Consider the following 16,332-nt stretch of genomic DNA (forward strand, 5'->3'; position numbering starts at 1 on the left):
GAGGTGTCGTGCCGACATCATCGGCCATCCTGACCGTCAACGCCGGATCCTCCAGCCTCCAACTCCACCTGGTGGCCGGACAAGAGATCGTCGCCACCGCGCACGAGGAGCGCGTTCCCGACCGCGAGCGCGTCGAGGGGATGCTGGCGGAGATCCTGGACGGGCGGGAGGAGCGTGTCACCGGCGTCGCCCACCGGCTGGTGCACGGCGGGGCGCACATCCGGACGCCGCTGATCGCCGACGACGCGGCGGTCGAGCAGGTGCGTGCCATCGTCGACGTCGACCCGCTGCACCTGGAACCCGCGCTCGCGGTCCTGGCCGCCGCGCGCCGCAGGCTCCCCGACGTACCGCACGTGCTGTGCCCCGACACGGCCTTCCACGCGGACCTGCCCGAGCCCGCCGCCGTCTACCCCCTGCCGCAGGAGTGGCGTCGCGAGTACGGGCTGCGCCGCTACGGCTTCCACGGCCTGTCCTACGCCTGGGCGCTGGGACGCGCCGCGGAACTGCTGGGACGGCGGGCCGGCGAGTTGCGGCTGGTCCTCGCCCACCTGGGCGGGGGCGCCTCGGTGTGCGCGGTCGACCGTGGACGCAGCGTCGACACCTCCATGGGGTTCACCCCCCTGGAGGGGCTGCCGATGAGCAAACGGTCGGGCAGCGTCGACCCGGGGATGCTGCTGTGGCTGCTGGAGGGGTCCCGGCTCACCGTCGAACAGCTACGCGAGGGGCTGTACCACCGATCGGGGCTGCTGGGACTGTCCGCGGGGCGTTCCGGCGACACCCGGGACCTCGTTCGCGCGGCTGAGACCGGCGACGCCGACGCCCGTCTCGCCCTGGAGGTGTTCGCCCGAGGGGCCGCCCGCGAGATCGCCGCCGTGGCCACCGCGCTGGACGGGCTGGACGCGATCGTGTTCACCGGTGAGATCGGGTGGGATCAGCCGGAGGTGCGCGAGGCGGTCTGCGCCCGCCTGGGAGTGCTCGGCGTGTCGATCCCCCAGCGCGCCGACGTGGCCGAGGACGGCCTTGTCAGCGCCCCGGGGGCGGCGGTGCCCGTGCTGGTGGTGCGCCCCCGCGAGGAGCTCCAGCTCGCCCGCGACGCCCTGGGCGCCCTGGGGGAGGCGCCCGCCCCGTGAGGCCGTCCCGCTCACCGACCGCATGTCCCGTCCCGACGACGACCCTGAGGAGACACGATGTCCGTCATCCGCGCAGAACACGTCGAGGAGCTCGTGAAGCGTACGGACCCCTCGCCCCTTCTCGTCGTCCTGGAGGGGAGGGCGCGGGTCGTGTCCCGGGACCAGTTGGAGGAGCCCGAGCACAAGGGGGCCCTGGTCGTCGCCGACCGTGACGAGATCCTCGGCGGGCGTGGCGCCGAGGAGGTGACCCGCGCGGACGCCGAGGCGCTCGCGCGTCGCCTGGACAGCGCGGTCGGCGAGCTCGGCGGGTGACCCCCACCGCGGGGGAGCGGGGCAGCGGATCCGCCCCGAATCGCACTCGGGGTTTCGGGACAGGGTGTCCCGCGGCCCCTCCCCACGGAGACCGGGTGACCTCCACGCGCGCCGTCCGGCCGCGCGCCCGCGGTCCCGGCCCCTGCCCCGGGAGGTGGCCGACGGTCTCGCTGCCTGATGGGGGCGCGTGAAGCGGCGGTCCCCGTGCGCGAGATCCCCGGACCGCCGTCGCCATGGTCGTGACCGGGCGCACGGCCATGGGGCCTCGGCCCGCCCTGATCTCCGCCACGACGTGGTGGTCGTCATGGCCGCGGTGGAAGGGCCGAACACGACCGCGCCGGACCGGCGGGTTCCGCTGCGGGCGGTCGCGATGGCGATCGGCCGAGGTCGGCGACGCCCTGGAGGGGGCGCCGAGCGCGGACGGCGCCGGCACGGGGACAGGGGGCGCGGTGGCTGGAACCGGTGGTGCCGGGAGGAGGGCCGATCCGCTTCTGCTCCGTGGTGGGGAGCCGGCCCGGACTCTTCCGGCGCGTGGGGCGGCCGCGCTCCGGGCGTCGGGACCGGGGCGGGGACACGGCTCCGAGGGAGCCGCGCGCCGGGGGAGAGGGCCGCGGAAGGAACGGCGCCCCTGGCGCGGCGTTTCCCGCGCGAACACGCGGTGGGACGTGGGTCCCTGGAGGGACGGAGCGTAACGGCGAGGCGGCCCCGGCGCCCCTCGTCCTCAACCGGGCAGCGCCACGGCCTCGCCCCGCGGCAGCAGCCGGATACGGCCGTCCAGCCCCGCCTCCCCCATACTCCGCTGGAAGTCCGACAAGGGCGACGTGAAGACGCCGTAGTCGTCGTAGTGGATCGGCATGACACGCTCGGGCCCGACCGTCTGGACCAGCCGGGTGCCCTGCCCTCCGTCCATCGTCACCAGAATCCCCCCGGGCAGGGTCGTCCCGCCCAGGTGGACCAGGGCGGCGTCGATCCCGGGGAAGCGACGGGGGATCTCGGCGATGTCGCGGAACATCAACGTGTCCCCGCTGACGTACAACCGGAACTCGGTGGGTTCGCCCACCCGCCCGAACTCCAGGACACTGCCCATGACCGGGGGCAACAGTCGGTGCAGCAGGGCGGGGCCGTGCCGTCCGGGGACCGAGGTGACCCGCAGCCGGGTGCCGCCGTTGAGCACGGTGCTCTCCTGCCAGGTGCGCAACGGCCGGGTCCGGGCGAAACCGTGGGCGTGCAGCCGGCGCGCGGCGTGGGGGGTGGTCAGGATCGGCAGATCGTGGTCGAGGCCGCGCCGGGCCACCCGGTCGAAGTGGTCCCCGTGCAGGTGGGACAGGACGATCGCGTCCAGTGGCGGAAGGTCGGCCAGGCCCAGCGCGGGATCCGTCCGGCGCCGCGACACCAGCCCTTTGCCCAGGTAGGCCCACTGTCCACGGTGCAGGAAGTTGGGGTCGGTCATGACCGTCACGTCATCCCACCGGATGATGGTCGTGGCGTTGCCGACGAACAGGATCCAACGGTGGCCAGGGGCGTCGTCGTGGAAACGCATGGCCGCCCGCTACCCGGCGCGCACCCCGCCATGCCCCGAGCGCGTGGACGCGGGGACGGCGCGGACCGCCGGCGGCGCGGTCAGTCGACGTCGAGCCAGTTCAGCGCGAACCACAGCCGCATCCGATGCTCGGGATCGGCCAGGTCGACGTAGAGATCGCGCTCGATGCGGCCGATGCGATAGCGGACGCTGTTGCGGTGGGACCCCAGGTCGGCGGCCGCCCGGTCCCAGTTGCCATGGCGGGCCAGCCACACCCGCAGCGTCTCGCGCAGGCCGCGCGCGGTCTCGGTGTCCTCGGCGAGGGGACCCAGGAGCGCCCGGGCGGCGTCGCGGGCCCGGGCCGCGTCGATCGCCACCTCGAAGGGGTCGTCGAGCTGCGACCACATGAGGGGCTGGTCCATCGCGCGGACACGGACCAGGAGCGCGGACGCCTGCCGGTCGGCCGAGGCCAGCCCCGAGGCGCGGGCCGGCCCGCTCAGCGCGGCCAGCCATCCCGCGCGGCGCAGCCGGTCCAGCACGGCCTCGGCGTCGGCGGGCGTCCGCCCGGCCGGGACGATCGCGCGCACGACGTCGGTCGAGGCGTCGACCAAGGGGGTGCCGAACAGGTCGGCCAGGGCCGGCCCGGACGGCCGCGCGCCCCGTCCACGCCAGCGCGCGTGGGCCACCCGCAGTTCCCCCTCGGGGGCGCCGACCACCTCCGCGACGAGCCCGTCCAGGTCGGGGACGGGCCCATCGCCCAGCAGCAGCCGGGTGAGCAGCGCCTCGGGGGTGCCCCCGTGCTCGGCGGGGGAGCGCAGCAGCAGGCCCAGCAGCGCCACCGCCGTCCCCAGCACCGCGCGGTCGGTCATCCCGAAGGGCGCCGCCCGACCGATCAGGAGCACCTCCGAGGACTCCGCTCCCTCGCCGACGGCGTGCAGGAACACCTCCTCGCCGGCCATCCGGGCCTTGGCGCTGCGGGGCCCGCCGGGAGTGCGCAGCTTCGCGATCAGCTCGGCGACCTCGTCGGTGAGCACCGGCACCGAACGGGCGTGGGTCATCGAACGCTCGGTGGTCAGCGCGGCCCAGCAGTCCAGGGCCTGGGCCAGCGTCCGCAGCACCCGCTCGACGGGGGCGGCGGCGGTCACGGCCTTGGCCAACGCGCGGTGCGCGTCCCCGAGCCTGCGCAGCTCCTGGACGTGGAGCTCCTCCAGCGCCTCGCCGACCGCCTGCGAGACGGCGACGAACGGTGTCTCGCGGGGGACCTCCAGCAGCGGCAACCCCTGGGAACGGCACTGTTCGACCAGCGCGGGGGGCACCACGTCGTGCACCGGGGTCACCCCGAAGCCGAGGGCGCTCACCCCCGCCCCGATGAGACCGGTGACGTAGCGCGCGGTCGCCTCGGAGTCCTCGGGCAGGTTCACCCCGGCGGTGAGCAGAAGTTCCCGGCCGCGCAGGTAGGGGACCGGATCGGTGAGCTCGCTGACGAGAGCCCAGCGCACCGGCGGTTCGGCGGCCGGCGGCGGGACGAGCGTGCGCAGTCCCAGGGCGCGCCGCTCCGTCACCGCCCGGAGGGGGACCGTACGGTCGTCGTGAGGGCCGTCACCACCGAGCGTGAGCGAAGACAATGGGTGAACCATCCAAAGACGCGTTTGATGTGATGCTCTTCATCCACTTACTCCGCAGCTTACCGACTGTTTACCGTGCTGAAAGCCTGTTGACCTGGACATCTGGCGGGATGCCCGGGGTCGGGCGCGCCGAACATGTGAGAACGAGGAGGACCCTTTGGGCATCGATATCGCGGTGATCGCCGCCTATCTGCTGGGCATGCTCGCCCTGGGGTGGTGGGGCATGCGCCGCACCCAGAACCGGTCCGACTACCTCGTCGCGGGGCGCAGGCTCGGCGTCTTCATGTACTCGGGCACCATGGCGGCCGTCGTGCTGGGCGGCGCGTCGACGATCGGCGGGATCGGCCTCGGCTACACCTACGGCATCTCCGGCGCCTGGCTGGTCGGCGCGATCGGTCTGGGCATCATCCTGCTGCACCTGTTCTTCGCCCGCCGCATCTCGCGGCTGCGCGTCTACACGGTCTCGGAGATGCTCGACCTGCGCTACGGCGGCGGGTCGCGGGTGATCTCGGGCCTGGTCATGTGGGGCTACACCTTCATGCTCACGGTCCCCTCGACCCTGGCCTTCTCCACGGTCTTCAGCGGACTGTTCGACATGCCGCGCGCCGTGGCGATCATCCTGGGCGGCGCCATCGTCGTCACCTACTCCACGCTGGGTGGAATGTGGTCGGTGACGATGACCGACATCGCGCAGTTCATCATCAAGACGATCGGTCTGCTGCTGATCCTCACGCCCATCGCCGTCTGGCACGCCGGCGGCATCTCCGGCATGCGCGAGGCGCTCGGGCCCGCGCACTTCGACCCGCTCAACATCGGCGGCGGCACGATCTTCACCTATTTCCTCATCTACACGCTCGGCCTGCTCATCGGCCAGGACATCTGGCAACGCGTGTTCACCGGGCGCAACGACCGCGTCGCCATGCGCGGTGGACTCGGCGCGGGCGTGTACTGCCTCATCTACGCGGTGGCCGGCGCGCTCATCGGCACCGCCGCGGCCGTGCTCTTCCCCGGCCTGGACAACCCCGACGACGCTTTCACGCTCATCGTCGAGGACACGTTGCCGGTCGGCGTGGCCGGACTGGTGCTCGCCGCCGCCCTGTCCGCGGTCATGTCCACCGCCAGCGGCGCCCTCATCGCCTGCTCGACCGTCACCGCCACCGACCTGTGGCCGCAGGCGCGCCGCCTCTTCGGTCGCTCCCCCGAGCCCGCCGAGGGCGGGCAGCGGGACGAGGTCGCGGCCAACCGGATGTTCACCCTGGTCCTGGGCATCGCCTCGATCTGTGTCTCGCTCATGGTCAGCGACGTCGTCTCCGCGCTCACCGTCGCCTACAACATCCTCGTGGGCGGCCTGCTCGTCGCCATCCTGGGCGGCCTGATCTGGAAGCGGGGCACGCGCGCCGGCGCGCTGGCCTCCATGCTGGCCGGCGCGGTCGTCGTCATCGTCACGATGGCGGTCAAGGGCATGCTCGCCAACGAGCCGATCTACTACGGACTGGGCGCCAGCCTCGTCGTCTACGTCGTGGTGAGCCTGTGCACCAAGCCCACCGACGCCGATGTCATCGCCACCTGGCAGGCACGCCTGCGCGGCGAGGGCGCGGACGAAGAGGCGCAGGCGCCGGCCCCGGCCAACTGAGCCGACACCCCATCCATCCCCTACCACGACAGCGGAAGGAACACCTCGTGACCACCCCGATCGGTCCCACCGACTCCAGCCTGACCCCGCGCTTCGCCGGTCCCGCCACCTTCGCCCGGCTGCCGCGCCTGGACCAGGTCGAGCGCGCCGACATCGCGATCGTGGGCGTGCCGTTCGACACCGGGGTCTCCTACCGGCCCGGTGCCCGGTTCGGGCCCTCGGCGATCCGCGAGGCCAGCCGCCTGCTGCGTCCCTACCACCCGGGTCTGGACGTCTCGCCCTTCGCCGAGGTGCAGGTGGCCGACGGCGGTGACATCGCGGTCAACCCGTTCTCCATCGGAGACGCCGTGGAGCGGATCGACGAGGCGGCCAGCCAGCTCGTGGGCTCCGGCACCCGTCTGGTGACGCTGGGCGGCGACCACACGATCGCGCTGCCGCTGCTGCGCTCGCTGCACCGTGTCCACGGCCCCATCGCGATGCTGCACTTCGACGCCCACCTCGACACCTGGGACACCTACTTCGGTGAGCCCTACACCCACGGCACGCCGTTCCGCCGCGCCGTGGAAGAGGGCATCCTCGACACCGAGGCCATCGCCCACGTCGGCACCCGCGGCCCGCTCTACGGCAAGAAGGACCTGGAGGACGACCGGCGCTTCGGGTTCGGCATCGTCACCTCCGCCGACGTCATGCGCAAGGGCGTCGACGAGATCGTCGACGCGCTGCGCCAGCGCATCGGCTCGCGCCCCCTCTACGTCTCCGTCGACATCGACGTGCTCGACCCGGCGCACGCCCCCGGCACGGGAACGCCCGAGGCCGGCGGTCTGACCAGCCGCGAGCTGCTGGAGATCCTGCGCGGCCTGTCCACCTGCAACCTGGTCGGCGCCGACGTGGTCGAGGTCGCCCCGGCCTACGACCACGCCCAGATCACCGCGACCGCGGCGTCCCACGTCGCCTACGACCTGGTCAGCGTGCTCGCGTTGAACGCCGGTCGGAAGGGCGAGGACGCATGACCCATGCCCGCACCGGCGGCGACCTCGTCGTCGAGTCCCTGATCGCGCTCGGCGCGCGCACCGCCTTCGGCATCCCGGGGCAGCACGCCCTGGGGCTGTTCGACGCGCTGCGCCGCCGCCCGGAACTGCGCCTGGTGTCCAGCCGGGTGGAGAACAACGCCGCGTTCGCCGCCGACGGGCACGCCCGGGCCACCGGTGAGGTGACGCCGCTGCTGGTCTCCACCGGCCCGGGGGCGCTGCTGACCCTGGCCTCGCTCCAGGAGTCGCGCGCGGCCTCGGTGCCGGTGCTGGGGATCAGCAGCCAGATCCCCTCGGCCGGCCTCGGCGGGGCACGGCGCGGCTTCCTGCACGAGCTGCCCGACCAGCAGGCGAGCTTCGCCGGTGTCGTGAAGTCCACCCACGTGGTCCGGCACGCCTCGCAGATCCCCTCGGCGATCGCCGCGGCCTGGCGCGACGCCGCCACGGCGCCCGCGGGACCGGCGTGGGTGGAGATCCCCCAAGACGTCCTGCTCGGCCCGGCCGGGGTGCCGCCGGTGACCGCGCTGGACGCCGAACCCGCGCCGCTCGCCCCACGCCCCGAGCTGATCGAGGAGGCGGCCCGGCTGCTGTCGTCGGCGCGCCGTCCCGTCATCCTCGCCGGCGGCGGTGTGTCGCGTTCGGGAGGGCGGGCCGCGCTGGTGGAACTGGCCGAACGGCTCCAGGCGCCGGTGGCCACCACCTTCGGCGGCAAGGACGCCTTCCCCTGGGAGCACCCGCTGTCGTTGCAGTCGTGGCTGGAGGACCGCCACCTCACCGACTACCTGGAGCGGGCCGACGTGCTCGCCGTCGTGGGCTCGGGGCTGGGCGAACTGTCCAGCAACTACCACACCTTCGCCCCCACCGGCCGGCTGATCCAGGTCGAGGCCGACCTCGGCAAGCTGGAGGCCAACCACGCCGCGCTGGGCGTCCACGCCGACGCCGGGCTCGCGTTGACCGCGCTGGCCGGGCGGGTCAGGCCCCGCGCGGCCGACCCCGCGGTCTTCGCGGAGGTCGCCCAGGTCAAGGCGCGCGTCGCCGAGCGGCTGGCCGGCCAGGACCTCGACCGCGAGCACCGGGTCGTGGCGGCGGTCCGGGCCGCGCTGCCCGACGACGCCCCCAGCTTCTGGGACATGACGATCCTGGGCTACTGGGCGTGGTCGGCCTGGGACCCGCGCAACGCCGGCATGCACTCGGCGCAGGGCGCCGGCGGCCTCGGATTCGGCCTGCCCGCGGCGATCGGCGCGGCGGCCGGACACGACGGGCCGGTCCTCGCCGTCTCCGGTGACGGCGGCGCCATGTACTCCATCGCCGAACTCGCCGCGCTGCGCCAGCACGACCTCGACGTCACCTGGCTCATCGTCGACGACGGCGGCTACGGCATCCTGCGCGAGTACATGACCGACGCGTTCGGGCAGGCCACCCACACCGAGCTGGCCCGCCCCGACTTCGTCGCGCTGGCCCGCTCCTTCGGGGTCGAGGCCACGCTCAGCTCCGTCGAGACCCTGGAGGCCGACCTGGCCGCGGCGCTCGCCCGGCCCGGCCCGTCGGTCGTGGTGCTCCCGGCGCTGCTGCGCATGTTCGCGCCCACCCACCTGGGCTGAGCCGCGCTCCCCGAACGCCCCGCCCACCCCCCTTCCCCGCCCGGGGGACCGTGGCAACGGCGCCACGGTCCCCCGGGTCCCTCCCCGCCCCGCGACACGGGCGCCTCACCCGAGGAAGACCGCATGACCGTCCCCTCAACGCCGTCCCCCGCGGCCCAGGGCATCACCACGGTGGAGTCCTACGGCATCGCCCCCATCCCGCCGCGCGCCCAGACCTCACGGCCCCTCGACCTGTTCCGGCTGGCCTTCGGCGGGGCCAACACCTTCGCCACGATCATCCTGGGCACCCTGCCCATCGCCTACGGGCTGAGCCTGGGCGCCGCGGTCTCGGCGACCCTCGTCGGGGTGGTCGTCGGCGCGCTCATCCTGTCGCCCATGGCGCTGTTCGCGCCGCGCACGCGCACCAACAACGCGATCTCCTCGGGCGCGCACTTCGGCGTGGTCGGCCGGGCGCTGGGCTCGTTCCTGTCGCTGCTGACCGCGGTGACCTTCTTCTCCATCTCGGTGTGGGTCAGCGGCGACGCGATCGTCGGCGCCGCGCTGCGCTTCGGCCTGGACGGCGGCGAGGCGCTGCGCGCGGTCGCCTACGCGGTCATCGCGGTCGCGGTGTTCGTGGTGTGCATCTTCGGCTACCAGTTCATGCTGCTGGTCAACAAGGTGGCGGTCATCGCGGGCAGCGCCATCATGCTGCTGGGGGTGTTCGCCTACGGCGGCTCCTTCGACCCCTCCTACGCCGGTACCGGCGACTACATCCTCGGCGACTTCTGGCCCACGTGGGTGCTGGCGGCCCTGACCGTCATGGCCAACCCGGTCTCCTTCGGCGCCTTCCTCGGTGACTGGGCCCGCTACATCCCGGCCACCCACTCCACCCGGTCGCTGCTGGCCGCGCCCTTCCTCGCCCAGATCGCCACCCTGCTGCCCTTCCTGTTCGGGGTGGCCACCGCCACCCTGGTCGCCGACCCCGGCGAGTACGTGACGGGACTGGCCGCGGCGTCCCCGCTGTGGTACGCGCTGCCGCTCATCCTGGTCGCCCTCATCGGCGGCCTGTCCACCGGGACCACCGCGCTGTATGGGACCGGGCTGGACTTCAGCTCCCTGTTCCCGCGGCTCAACCGGGTCCAGGGGACCGCGGTCGTCGGCACGCTCGCGCTCGTGCTCATCTTCGCGGGCAGCTTCGGGTTCAGCATCGTGGACTCGATCAACGCCTTCTCCACCCTCATCGTGCTGCTGACCTCGCCGTGGATGGTCGTCATGATGATCGGCTACCTCCTGCGCCGCGGCCACTACCTGGTCGAGGACCTACAGGTGTTCAACGAGGGACGCCGGGGAGGCGCCTACTGGTTCACCCGGGGGGTGAACTGGCGGGCGATGGTCGCCTGGCTGGTCGCGGCCGTCGCCGGCCTGTTGTTCGCCAACACGCCGCTGATCGTCGGCCCCTTCGCGGGGGTGGCCGGGGGCGTGGACGTCAGCCTGGTCGTGGCGCTGCTGAGCGCCGCCGTCATCTACCCGCTCACCGTCACGCTCTTCCCCGAACCCCGTGGCGTGTTCGGCCCGGCCGGGCCGCGGTTCGTGCCCGCCGCGGACACCCCCATCGAGGCCGTCTCCGCCCGCGAGGGCGAGCCGGTCGTGTCCTGACCCCGGGCCTGGGCGCGCGCATCTCCGCGCGTCCGGCCCTTCACCTATCCGCCGATAGGCTGCGTGGGAGGCACGCCGCCCGCGCCGGTCGCAACGACGAGCAAAGGAAACACCCGATGAGCACCACCCTGGCCGACGTCATCGGCGGCGAGGACGTCCTCGCCGCCGACGGCCGCACCTCTTCGCTGATCGACCCGGTCACCGGGGAACAGACCGGGACCGCGACCGTCTCGGGCGCGGCCGAGGTCGAGGCGGCCATGCAGGCCGCGGCGACGGCCTTCGCGACATGGCGCAAGGCCACCCCCGCGCAGCGCCAAGACGCGCTGCTGGCCATCGCCGACGGCCTGGCCGCCCGCGCCGAGGAGGTCGCCGACGTCGAGTGCCGCGAGACCGGCAAGCCCCGCGCCGTCGTGCTCGGCGAGGAGATCCCCATGTGCGTCGACACCCTGCGGTTCTTCGCCGGCGCGGCCCGTCACCTGGAGGGCAAGGCCGCGGCCGAGTACCTGGACGGCCACACCTCCTGGATCCGCCGCGAACCGGTCGGCGTGTGCGCCCAGATCACCCCGTGGAACTATCCGCTGATGATGGCGGTCTGGAAGATCGGGCCGGCGCTGGCCGCGGGCAACACCGTCGTGCTCAAGCCCGCCGAGACCACGCCGGGCTCCACCGTCCTGCTGGCCCGGATCGCCGCGACCGCGCTGCCCGCGGGCGTGCTCAACGTCGTCCTCGGCGACCGGGACACCGGCCGGCTCATCGTCGAGCACCCCGTGCCGCGGCTGGTGTCGATCACCGGTTCCACCCGCGCCGGCATCCAGGTCGCCCGCTCGGCCTCCACCGACCTCAAGCGGCTCCACCTGGAACTCGGGGGCAACGCGCCGGTCCTGGTCTTCGACGACGCCGACATCCCGGCCGCCGCCGAGGGCATCATCGCCGGGGCCTTCCTCAACGCCGGCCAGGACTGCACCGCCGGCAACCGCGTCATCGCCCACAGCTCGATCCACGACGCCCTCGTGGCCGAGCTCACCGCCCGCGCCGCCAAGCAGCGCACCGGCCTGCCGGCCGACGCCGACGCCGACTTCGGCCCGCTCAACAACGCCGACCAGCTCCAGCGGGTCCTGGGGCTGCTCGAACGCCTCCCCGCGCACGCCACCGTGCACACCGGCGGACACCGTGTCGGCGAGGCCGGTTACTTCGTCGCCCCCACCGTCATCTCGGGCCTGAAGGCCGACGACGAGATCGTCCGCGAGGAGATCTTCGCGCCGATCCTCACCGTCCAGTCGTTCGAGACCGAGGCCGAGGCGGTCGCCCTGGCCAACGGCGTCGACCAGGGCCTGGCCGCCTCGGTGTGGACCAGGGACCACGCGCGTGCCCTGCGCATGAGCGCGGACCTGGACTTCGGCGCGGTGTGGCTCAACGGGCACGGCGCGCTGGCCTCGGAGATGCCGCACGGCGGGTTCAAGCACTCCGGCTACGGCAAGGACCTGTCGGCCTACAGCCTGGAGGACTACACCCGGGTCAAGCACGTCATGAGCGCGATCGGCTGACCGCTCCCCGGCTCCCGGCGGCGCGCCACACCGCGCCGCCGGGTCCTCCCCTCAGCCGCCGGTGACGCGGCGCCCGGTGGTGGCCGCCGGCCCGCGCGGGGACCCGGCCATGCCTTGCCGGGACCGCCACCGTCGCGGCCCAGGCCGGCCGGCGCCGGGGAGCACGCCTAGACGGTCTCGGGCTGCGGCTCGGCCCGGCGGTCGCGGCGGGCCCAGTAGGTGGCGACGAGGGACCCCGACAGGTTGTGCCACACCGAGAACAGCGCCGCCGGCAGCGCGGCGGCCGGGCTGAAGTGGACCGTGGCCAGCGTCGCGGCCAGCCCGGAGTTCTGCATGCCCACCTCGACCCCGATCGCCCGGCGGACGCCCTCGGGCATCCGGGTCGCCCAACCGATCAGGTAGCCCAACCCCAGGCCCAGTCCGTTGTGCAGCACGACGGCCAGGAGCAGTAGCAACCCCGCGCTGCGCACCGTCGCCGCGTTGCCGCCCACCACCGCCGCGACGACCAGGACGATCCCGCCCACCGACACCAGGGGCAGCAGCGGCAGCACCCGCTCGACGAACCGGTCCGCCAGCGCGCGCACCGCCAAACCGGCCACCACCGGCAGCAGCACCACCTGGAGGATCGACACGAGCAGGCCGGTCGCGTCCACCGGCAGGGACGAGCCCGCCAACCACGCCACCAGCAACGGGGTGAACAGCGGGGCCAGCAGCGTCGAGATCGACGTCATCGCCACCGACAGCGCCACATCGCCCCGGGCCAAGAAGACGATGACATTCGACGCGGTTCCGCCGGGAGCGGCACCGACCAGGATCATCCCCACCAGCAGCAGGGGCGGGAGGCCCAACAGGTGCCCGATCGCGTAACCGGCCAGCGGCATGACGGTGAACTGGGCGCACACGCCGACCAGTACCGGCAGCGGACGCCTGGCCACGATCGCGAAGTCACCCGCCCGCAGCGTCAGCCCCATGCCGAACATGATCACGCCGAGCAGCAGGGGCACGTAGGGGGACAACTGCGCGGACGGACCGGGCAACACCAGCCCCACCAGCGCGCCCAGCAGGACGAGCAGGGCGAACCAGCGTCCCGCGAAGTCGGCGATCCGCGTCACCAGGGTGCCCATCGTGTCCCTTTCTCTCGCCGTACAGGGGACGGGGAGTCCTCCGGGCCGCCCGCCACACCGGGACCGGGCGGTCCGGATCGACCTTAGCCGGGGCGGGCGACCTGGGACGCGCTGACCCGGGCCCGGCCGGCGCGAGGAGGGGGTTCGAGCGCGTCGTCGATGTCGTCGAGACGGCGGGAGACGCGACCGGACGCCTTTGCCGGCCCCATCCCCGCCGGCGCACGCCTCCACGGGAGGGGCGGCCCGCCGTCTTCGGCGCCCCTCCCCGGCCGGGGAAGGGCGCCGTCCCGGTCCGCGCCGGCGCGGACCGGGACACCCGTCAGGGGAGCAGGACCAGTTCGTGCCGTGCCGCCTCCTCCACGGTATCGGCGGTGAAGACCATCGCCGTGGACTCACCGGTGGCCCACAACTCCAGCTGGTCCTCGTGGTTGGGGTGGAAGGCGTGGCCGGAGGTCCCCGTCAGGTTGATCCAACGGGAGGCGTCGGGGTCGGCCAGGTCCACCACCATCCGCATCGACGGGACCGTCAAGATCGCGTAGTCCTCCGCCGCGTTCCACCCCGTCGCATTGACCGTGCTGGAGCCGCCACCCGACTGCACCGGCGCGGAGTTCACCAGCCATTCCACCGGGCCGATCCCCGAGGTGCCGAACGACTGGTCGGTCGCGGTCAGCGTGTGCAGGTCGCCCCAGCGCCACTCGGAGGGGACGTCCCCCAGCCGCTCGGTGAGCTCGGCCGCGGCCCGCTCCATCGCCGTGGCCAGGATCTCCTCGCGGCCGTCGGCCGCAGAACCGCTCCACCACGAGGAGTCCGGGTCCTCCAGGAGCCGGGAGACCACGAGGAAGCCACGGGAGCCGCCGTCCATCGGGTACTCCTCGGGCAGCTCGTCGAACAACAGCGGCAGCAGGTGGCGCCAGGTCGCGTTGTAGAACGCTGCCGCGGCCGAATCCACGTCCTGCTGGAAGTCCCAGTCGGCCAGCAGGTCGCGAGCGGTCGCCGCGGCCCCCTCGACCTCGGCCTCCAGCAGGTGGGGGACGACCGCGCGGGCCCCGGAGTTCTCGTTGTCGAGCTGGATCTCCAGCATGTCGTGCGTCGACACCGGCCCCGCCTCGATCGCCGCGGACAGCAGGTCGTCGATGCGCTGGGCGCGGTAGCCGTAGTCCCAGTCGGAGGTGAGCAGGTGGGCGTAGTCGGAGCCCACCGCCGCCTGGTTCGCGGTGACGACGTAGCCCGCGCCCGGATCGCGGACGTAGGGAAGCTCCTCGAAGGGGATCTCCCCCTTCCAGGCGTAGGCGGAGTCCCAGCCGGGGGCCGGCCAGCGACCGTCGCCCTTCCCCCGGACCGGGACGCGGCCGGGCGCCTGGTAGCCGATCGTGCCCTCGACGTCGGCGTAGACGAGGTTCTGCGCCGGCACCTCGAAGGAGCGCGCGGCCGCGCGGAAGTCATCGAAGTCGCGGGCGCGGTTCATCAGGAAGATCGCGTCGGCGGTCCTGCCGGGCTCCAACGCGGTCCACCGCAACGCGACGGCGTAGTCGGATTCCACGGCCTCCCGGGCGGGCTCGCCGTCGGCGTCCACCGGCGCGTTGCGGCCGAACTCCTGTAGCGCGGCGCCGGCCGCCACGTCCGACAGCAGCGGGCCGTTGCCGGTGGAGCGCACCGTGATCTCGACGTCCTCGCCGCCGGCCACCTTGATCGTCTCCTGCCGGGTCTCCAGCGGCAGCCGCTCACCGTCCACGACGTAGTGGTCGCCCTCGACCTTCTCCAGGTACAGGTCGGTGACGTCGGGTCCCAGGTTGGTGAACCCCCAGGCGACGCGGTCGTTGTGCCCGATCACGACGCCGGGCAGCCCGGCGAAGCCGAACCCGACGACGTCATAGGGGCACTCCTGTGACACCGGGGCGCAGTGCAGTCCGCCCTGGTGCCACACCGACGGCATCTGCGCGCCCAGGTGCGGGTCATTGGCCAGCAGCGGCAGCCCCGACTCGGTGTGCTCGCCCGAGACCACCCAGGAGTTGGAGCCCAGCTCGGGGGAGGCGGGGCCCAGCAACCGGGGCAACTCGGCCAGACCGGCGCCGACCGCGCCGAGGGCCGCGGCGCCCCGGGCGGCCTCGCGCACCACCGGGGTGTCGTCGTCCTCATGCCGCGCGCCCTCCTCGGGGCGGAACGCGCCGTCGTCGACCTTTCCCTCGGTGACGATGGGGGTGTGCTCCTCCTCGGGGTAGTCGGGGTAGAGCTCCTCGATCTGGTCGCGTTCCAGGCCCGAGGCGAGCAGGCCGGCCCGCTCGATCTCGTCCTCCATGTTGCCGCGCAGGTCCCACGCCATCGCCTTGAGCCAGGCGAGGCTGTCGACGGGACTCCACTCCTCGATCGTGGTGTCCCCGCCGATCACCCCGAGCAGGGCGTATTCGACGCTCACCGCTGAGGGGGAGCGGCCGTCGAGGTAGGCGTTGACTCCCTCGGCGTAGGCGTCGAGGTTGCGCCGGGTCTCCTCGGAGAGCAGGTCGTACTCCTGCTCGGCGACACGGCGCCAGCCCATCGTGCGCAGGTAGGCGTCGGTCTCCACCTGTGCCTCGCCGAACAGCTCGGCGGTGCGCCCGGCGGTCACGTGACGGTTGAAGTCCATCTGCCAGAAGCGGTCCTGGGCGTGGACGTAGCCCTGGGCGCGGAAGAGGTCGTCGGTGGTCTCGGCGTAGACGTGGGGGATGCCCTGGGCGTCCCGGCGGACGGTGACGGGGGCGTCCAGGCCGGGCAGGGTGAGCTCCCCGTCGTAGTCGGGGAAGGACCGCTGGACCGTGAAGACGACGGTTCCGGTGGCGATGAGCAGGAGTGCCGCGACGCCGGCGAGGAACCCGAGGATCCATCGGCGCAGGCGGGAACGGGGGCGGGGGTTGGACATGGGGTGACTTTAGGGCTGAAAGGGTGGTTTACGTACCGGTTGGTTTGTTTCGCTTCGGTAACTCCGGGAGGTCTGGTGCGTGCGCCGGTCCGGTCGCGGATCCGCTCCGGCCGACGAGACCCCTGGACGCGCCGTCGCGAGGCGTGGGCACGCGCCACCGGCCCGGACGGGTCGCCCCGACCGTGACGTCCTGGCCGTCCGGACGCGCCGGCACGGGGCCGGGGTGCCCGTTTCGGGGACGGGACAACGACCGTCGTCGGCGCGGTCGGCCTTTCCCATGCCACTGGA

The 16,332-nt window shown here is 73.4% G+C and carries 11 protein-coding genes; 7 read left to right on the forward strand and 4 right to left on the reverse strand.

What is annotated here, in order from left to right; all coding sequences use genetic code 11:
• Positions 1 to 8 precede the first annotated feature (8 nt).
• Both B5D66_RS06860 and B5D66_RS06865 read left to right on the forward strand, forming a co-directional pair.
• Positions 9 to 1,130 (forward strand): acetate/propionate family kinase, encoded by a 1,122-nt coding sequence (locus B5D66_RS06860; RefSeq protein WP_235000818.1) that lies wholly within the window; start codon positions 9 to 11, stop codon positions 1,128 to 1,130.
• 57 nt (positions 1,131 to 1,187) lie between these two features.
• Positions 1,188 to 1,442, forward strand: coding sequence for a hypothetical protein (locus B5D66_RS06865; RefSeq protein WP_078760785.1), 255 nt, complete (start codon positions 1,188 to 1,190; stop codon positions 1,440 to 1,442).
• Positions 1,443 to 2,163: 721 nt separating this feature from the next.
• Here the strand turns inward: B5D66_RS06865 and B5D66_RS06870 are convergent.
• Positions 2,164 to 2,982: an MBL fold metallo-hydrolase gene (locus B5D66_RS06870; protein WP_078760786.1), complete on the reverse strand. Its 819-nt coding sequence runs from the start codon at positions 2,980 to 2,982 to the stop codon at positions 2,164 to 2,166.
• Positions 2,983 to 3,062: 80 nt separating this feature from the next.
• Positions 3,063 to 4,523: a PucR family transcriptional regulator gene (locus B5D66_RS06875; protein ID WP_327308034.1), complete on the reverse strand. Its 1,461-nt coding sequence runs from the start codon at positions 4,521 to 4,523 to the stop codon at positions 3,063 to 3,065.
• 220 nt (positions 4,524 to 4,743) lie between these two features.
• On the opposite strand from B5D66_RS06875, the gene B5D66_RS06880 reads away from it, so the two are divergent.
• From B5D66_RS06880 to B5D66_RS06900, 5 genes are all read left to right on the forward strand, one after another.
• Positions 4,744 to 6,219: a sodium:solute symporter family protein gene (locus B5D66_RS06880; RefSeq protein WP_078760788.1), complete on the forward strand. Its 1,476-nt coding sequence runs from the start codon at positions 4,744 to 4,746 to the stop codon at positions 6,217 to 6,219.
• A 47-nt stretch (positions 6,220 to 6,266) separates the two neighbouring features.
• Positions 6,267 to 7,229 (forward strand): agmatinase, encoded by a 963-nt coding sequence (gene speB / locus B5D66_RS06885; protein WP_078760789.1) that lies wholly within the window; start codon positions 6,267 to 6,269, stop codon positions 7,227 to 7,229.
• On the forward strand, positions 7,226 to 8,848 hold the full coding sequence (locus tag B5D66_RS06890) for a thiamine pyrophosphate-binding protein (protein WP_078760790.1): 1,623 nt from the start codon (positions 7,226 to 7,228) through the stop codon (positions 8,846 to 8,848). The genes speB and B5D66_RS06890 overlap by 4 nt, the downstream gene beginning before the upstream one ends.
• A 123-nt stretch (positions 8,849 to 8,971) precedes the next feature.
• A complete protein-coding gene (locus tag B5D66_RS06895; protein WP_078760791.1) occupies positions 8,972 to 10,483 on the forward strand; it encodes a purine-cytosine permease family protein in 1,512 nt (503 codons plus the stop codon).
• A gap of 116 nt (positions 10,484 to 10,599) precedes the next feature.
• The gene (locus B5D66_RS06900; protein WP_078760792.1) at positions 10,600 to 12,027 is read left to right on the forward strand and encodes an aminobutyraldehyde dehydrogenase; all 1,428 of its coding nucleotides are present in this window, start codon (positions 10,600 to 10,602) and stop codon (positions 12,025 to 12,027) included.
• Between the two features lie 167 nt (positions 12,028 to 12,194).
• Here B5D66_RS06900 and B5D66_RS06905 read toward each other — a convergent pair whose 3' ends face one another.
• Together B5D66_RS06905 and B5D66_RS06910 are read right to left on the reverse strand one after the other, a co-directional pair.
• Complete coding sequence (locus B5D66_RS06905) at positions 12,195 to 13,151, reverse strand: bile acid:sodium symporter family protein (RefSeq protein ID WP_078760793.1); 957 nt, start codon at positions 13,149 to 13,151, stop codon at positions 12,195 to 12,197.
• A gap of 319 nt (positions 13,152 to 13,470) precedes the next feature.
• Positions 13,471 to 16,044, reverse strand: coding sequence for a penicillin acylase family protein (locus tag B5D66_RS06910; protein ID WP_078760794.1), 2,574 nt, complete (start codon positions 16,042 to 16,044; stop codon positions 13,471 to 13,473).
• Positions 16,045 to 16,332 lie beyond the last annotated feature (288 nt).

Origin of the sequence: Marinactinospora thermotolerans DSM 45154 (assembly GCF_900167435.1) — a bacterium.
Lineage (GTDB): Bacteria > Actinomycetota > Actinomycetes > Streptosporangiales > Streptosporangiaceae > Marinactinospora > Marinactinospora thermotolerans.

Coding starts and splice junctions, on each gene's coding strand:
- B5D66_RS06890 (WP_078760790.1), top strand. CDS start 7,226: ATGACCCATGCCCGCACCGGCGGCGACCTCGTCGTCGAGTCCCTGATC.
- B5D66_RS06895 (WP_078760791.1), top strand. CDS start 8,972: ATGACCGTCCCCTCAACGCCGTCCCCCGCGGCCCAGGGCATCACCACG.
- B5D66_RS06900 (WP_078760792.1), top strand. CDS start 10,600: ATGAGCACCACCCTGGCCGACGTCATCGGCGGCGAGGACGTCCTCGCC.
- B5D66_RS06870 (WP_078760786.1), bottom strand. CDS start 2,982: ATGCGTTTCCACGACGACGCCCCTGGCCACCGTTGGATCCTGTTCGTC.
- B5D66_RS06910 (WP_078760794.1), bottom strand. CDS start 16,044: ATGTCCAACCCCCGCCCCCGTTCCCGCCTGCGCCGATGGATCCTCGGG.
- B5D66_RS06905 (WP_078760793.1), bottom strand. CDS start 13,151: ATGGGCACCCTGGTGACGCGGATCGCCGACTTCGCGGGACGCTGGTTC.
- B5D66_RS06865 (WP_078760785.1), top strand. CDS start 1,188: ATGTCCGTCATCCGCGCAGAACACGTCGAGGAGCTCGTGAAGCGTACG.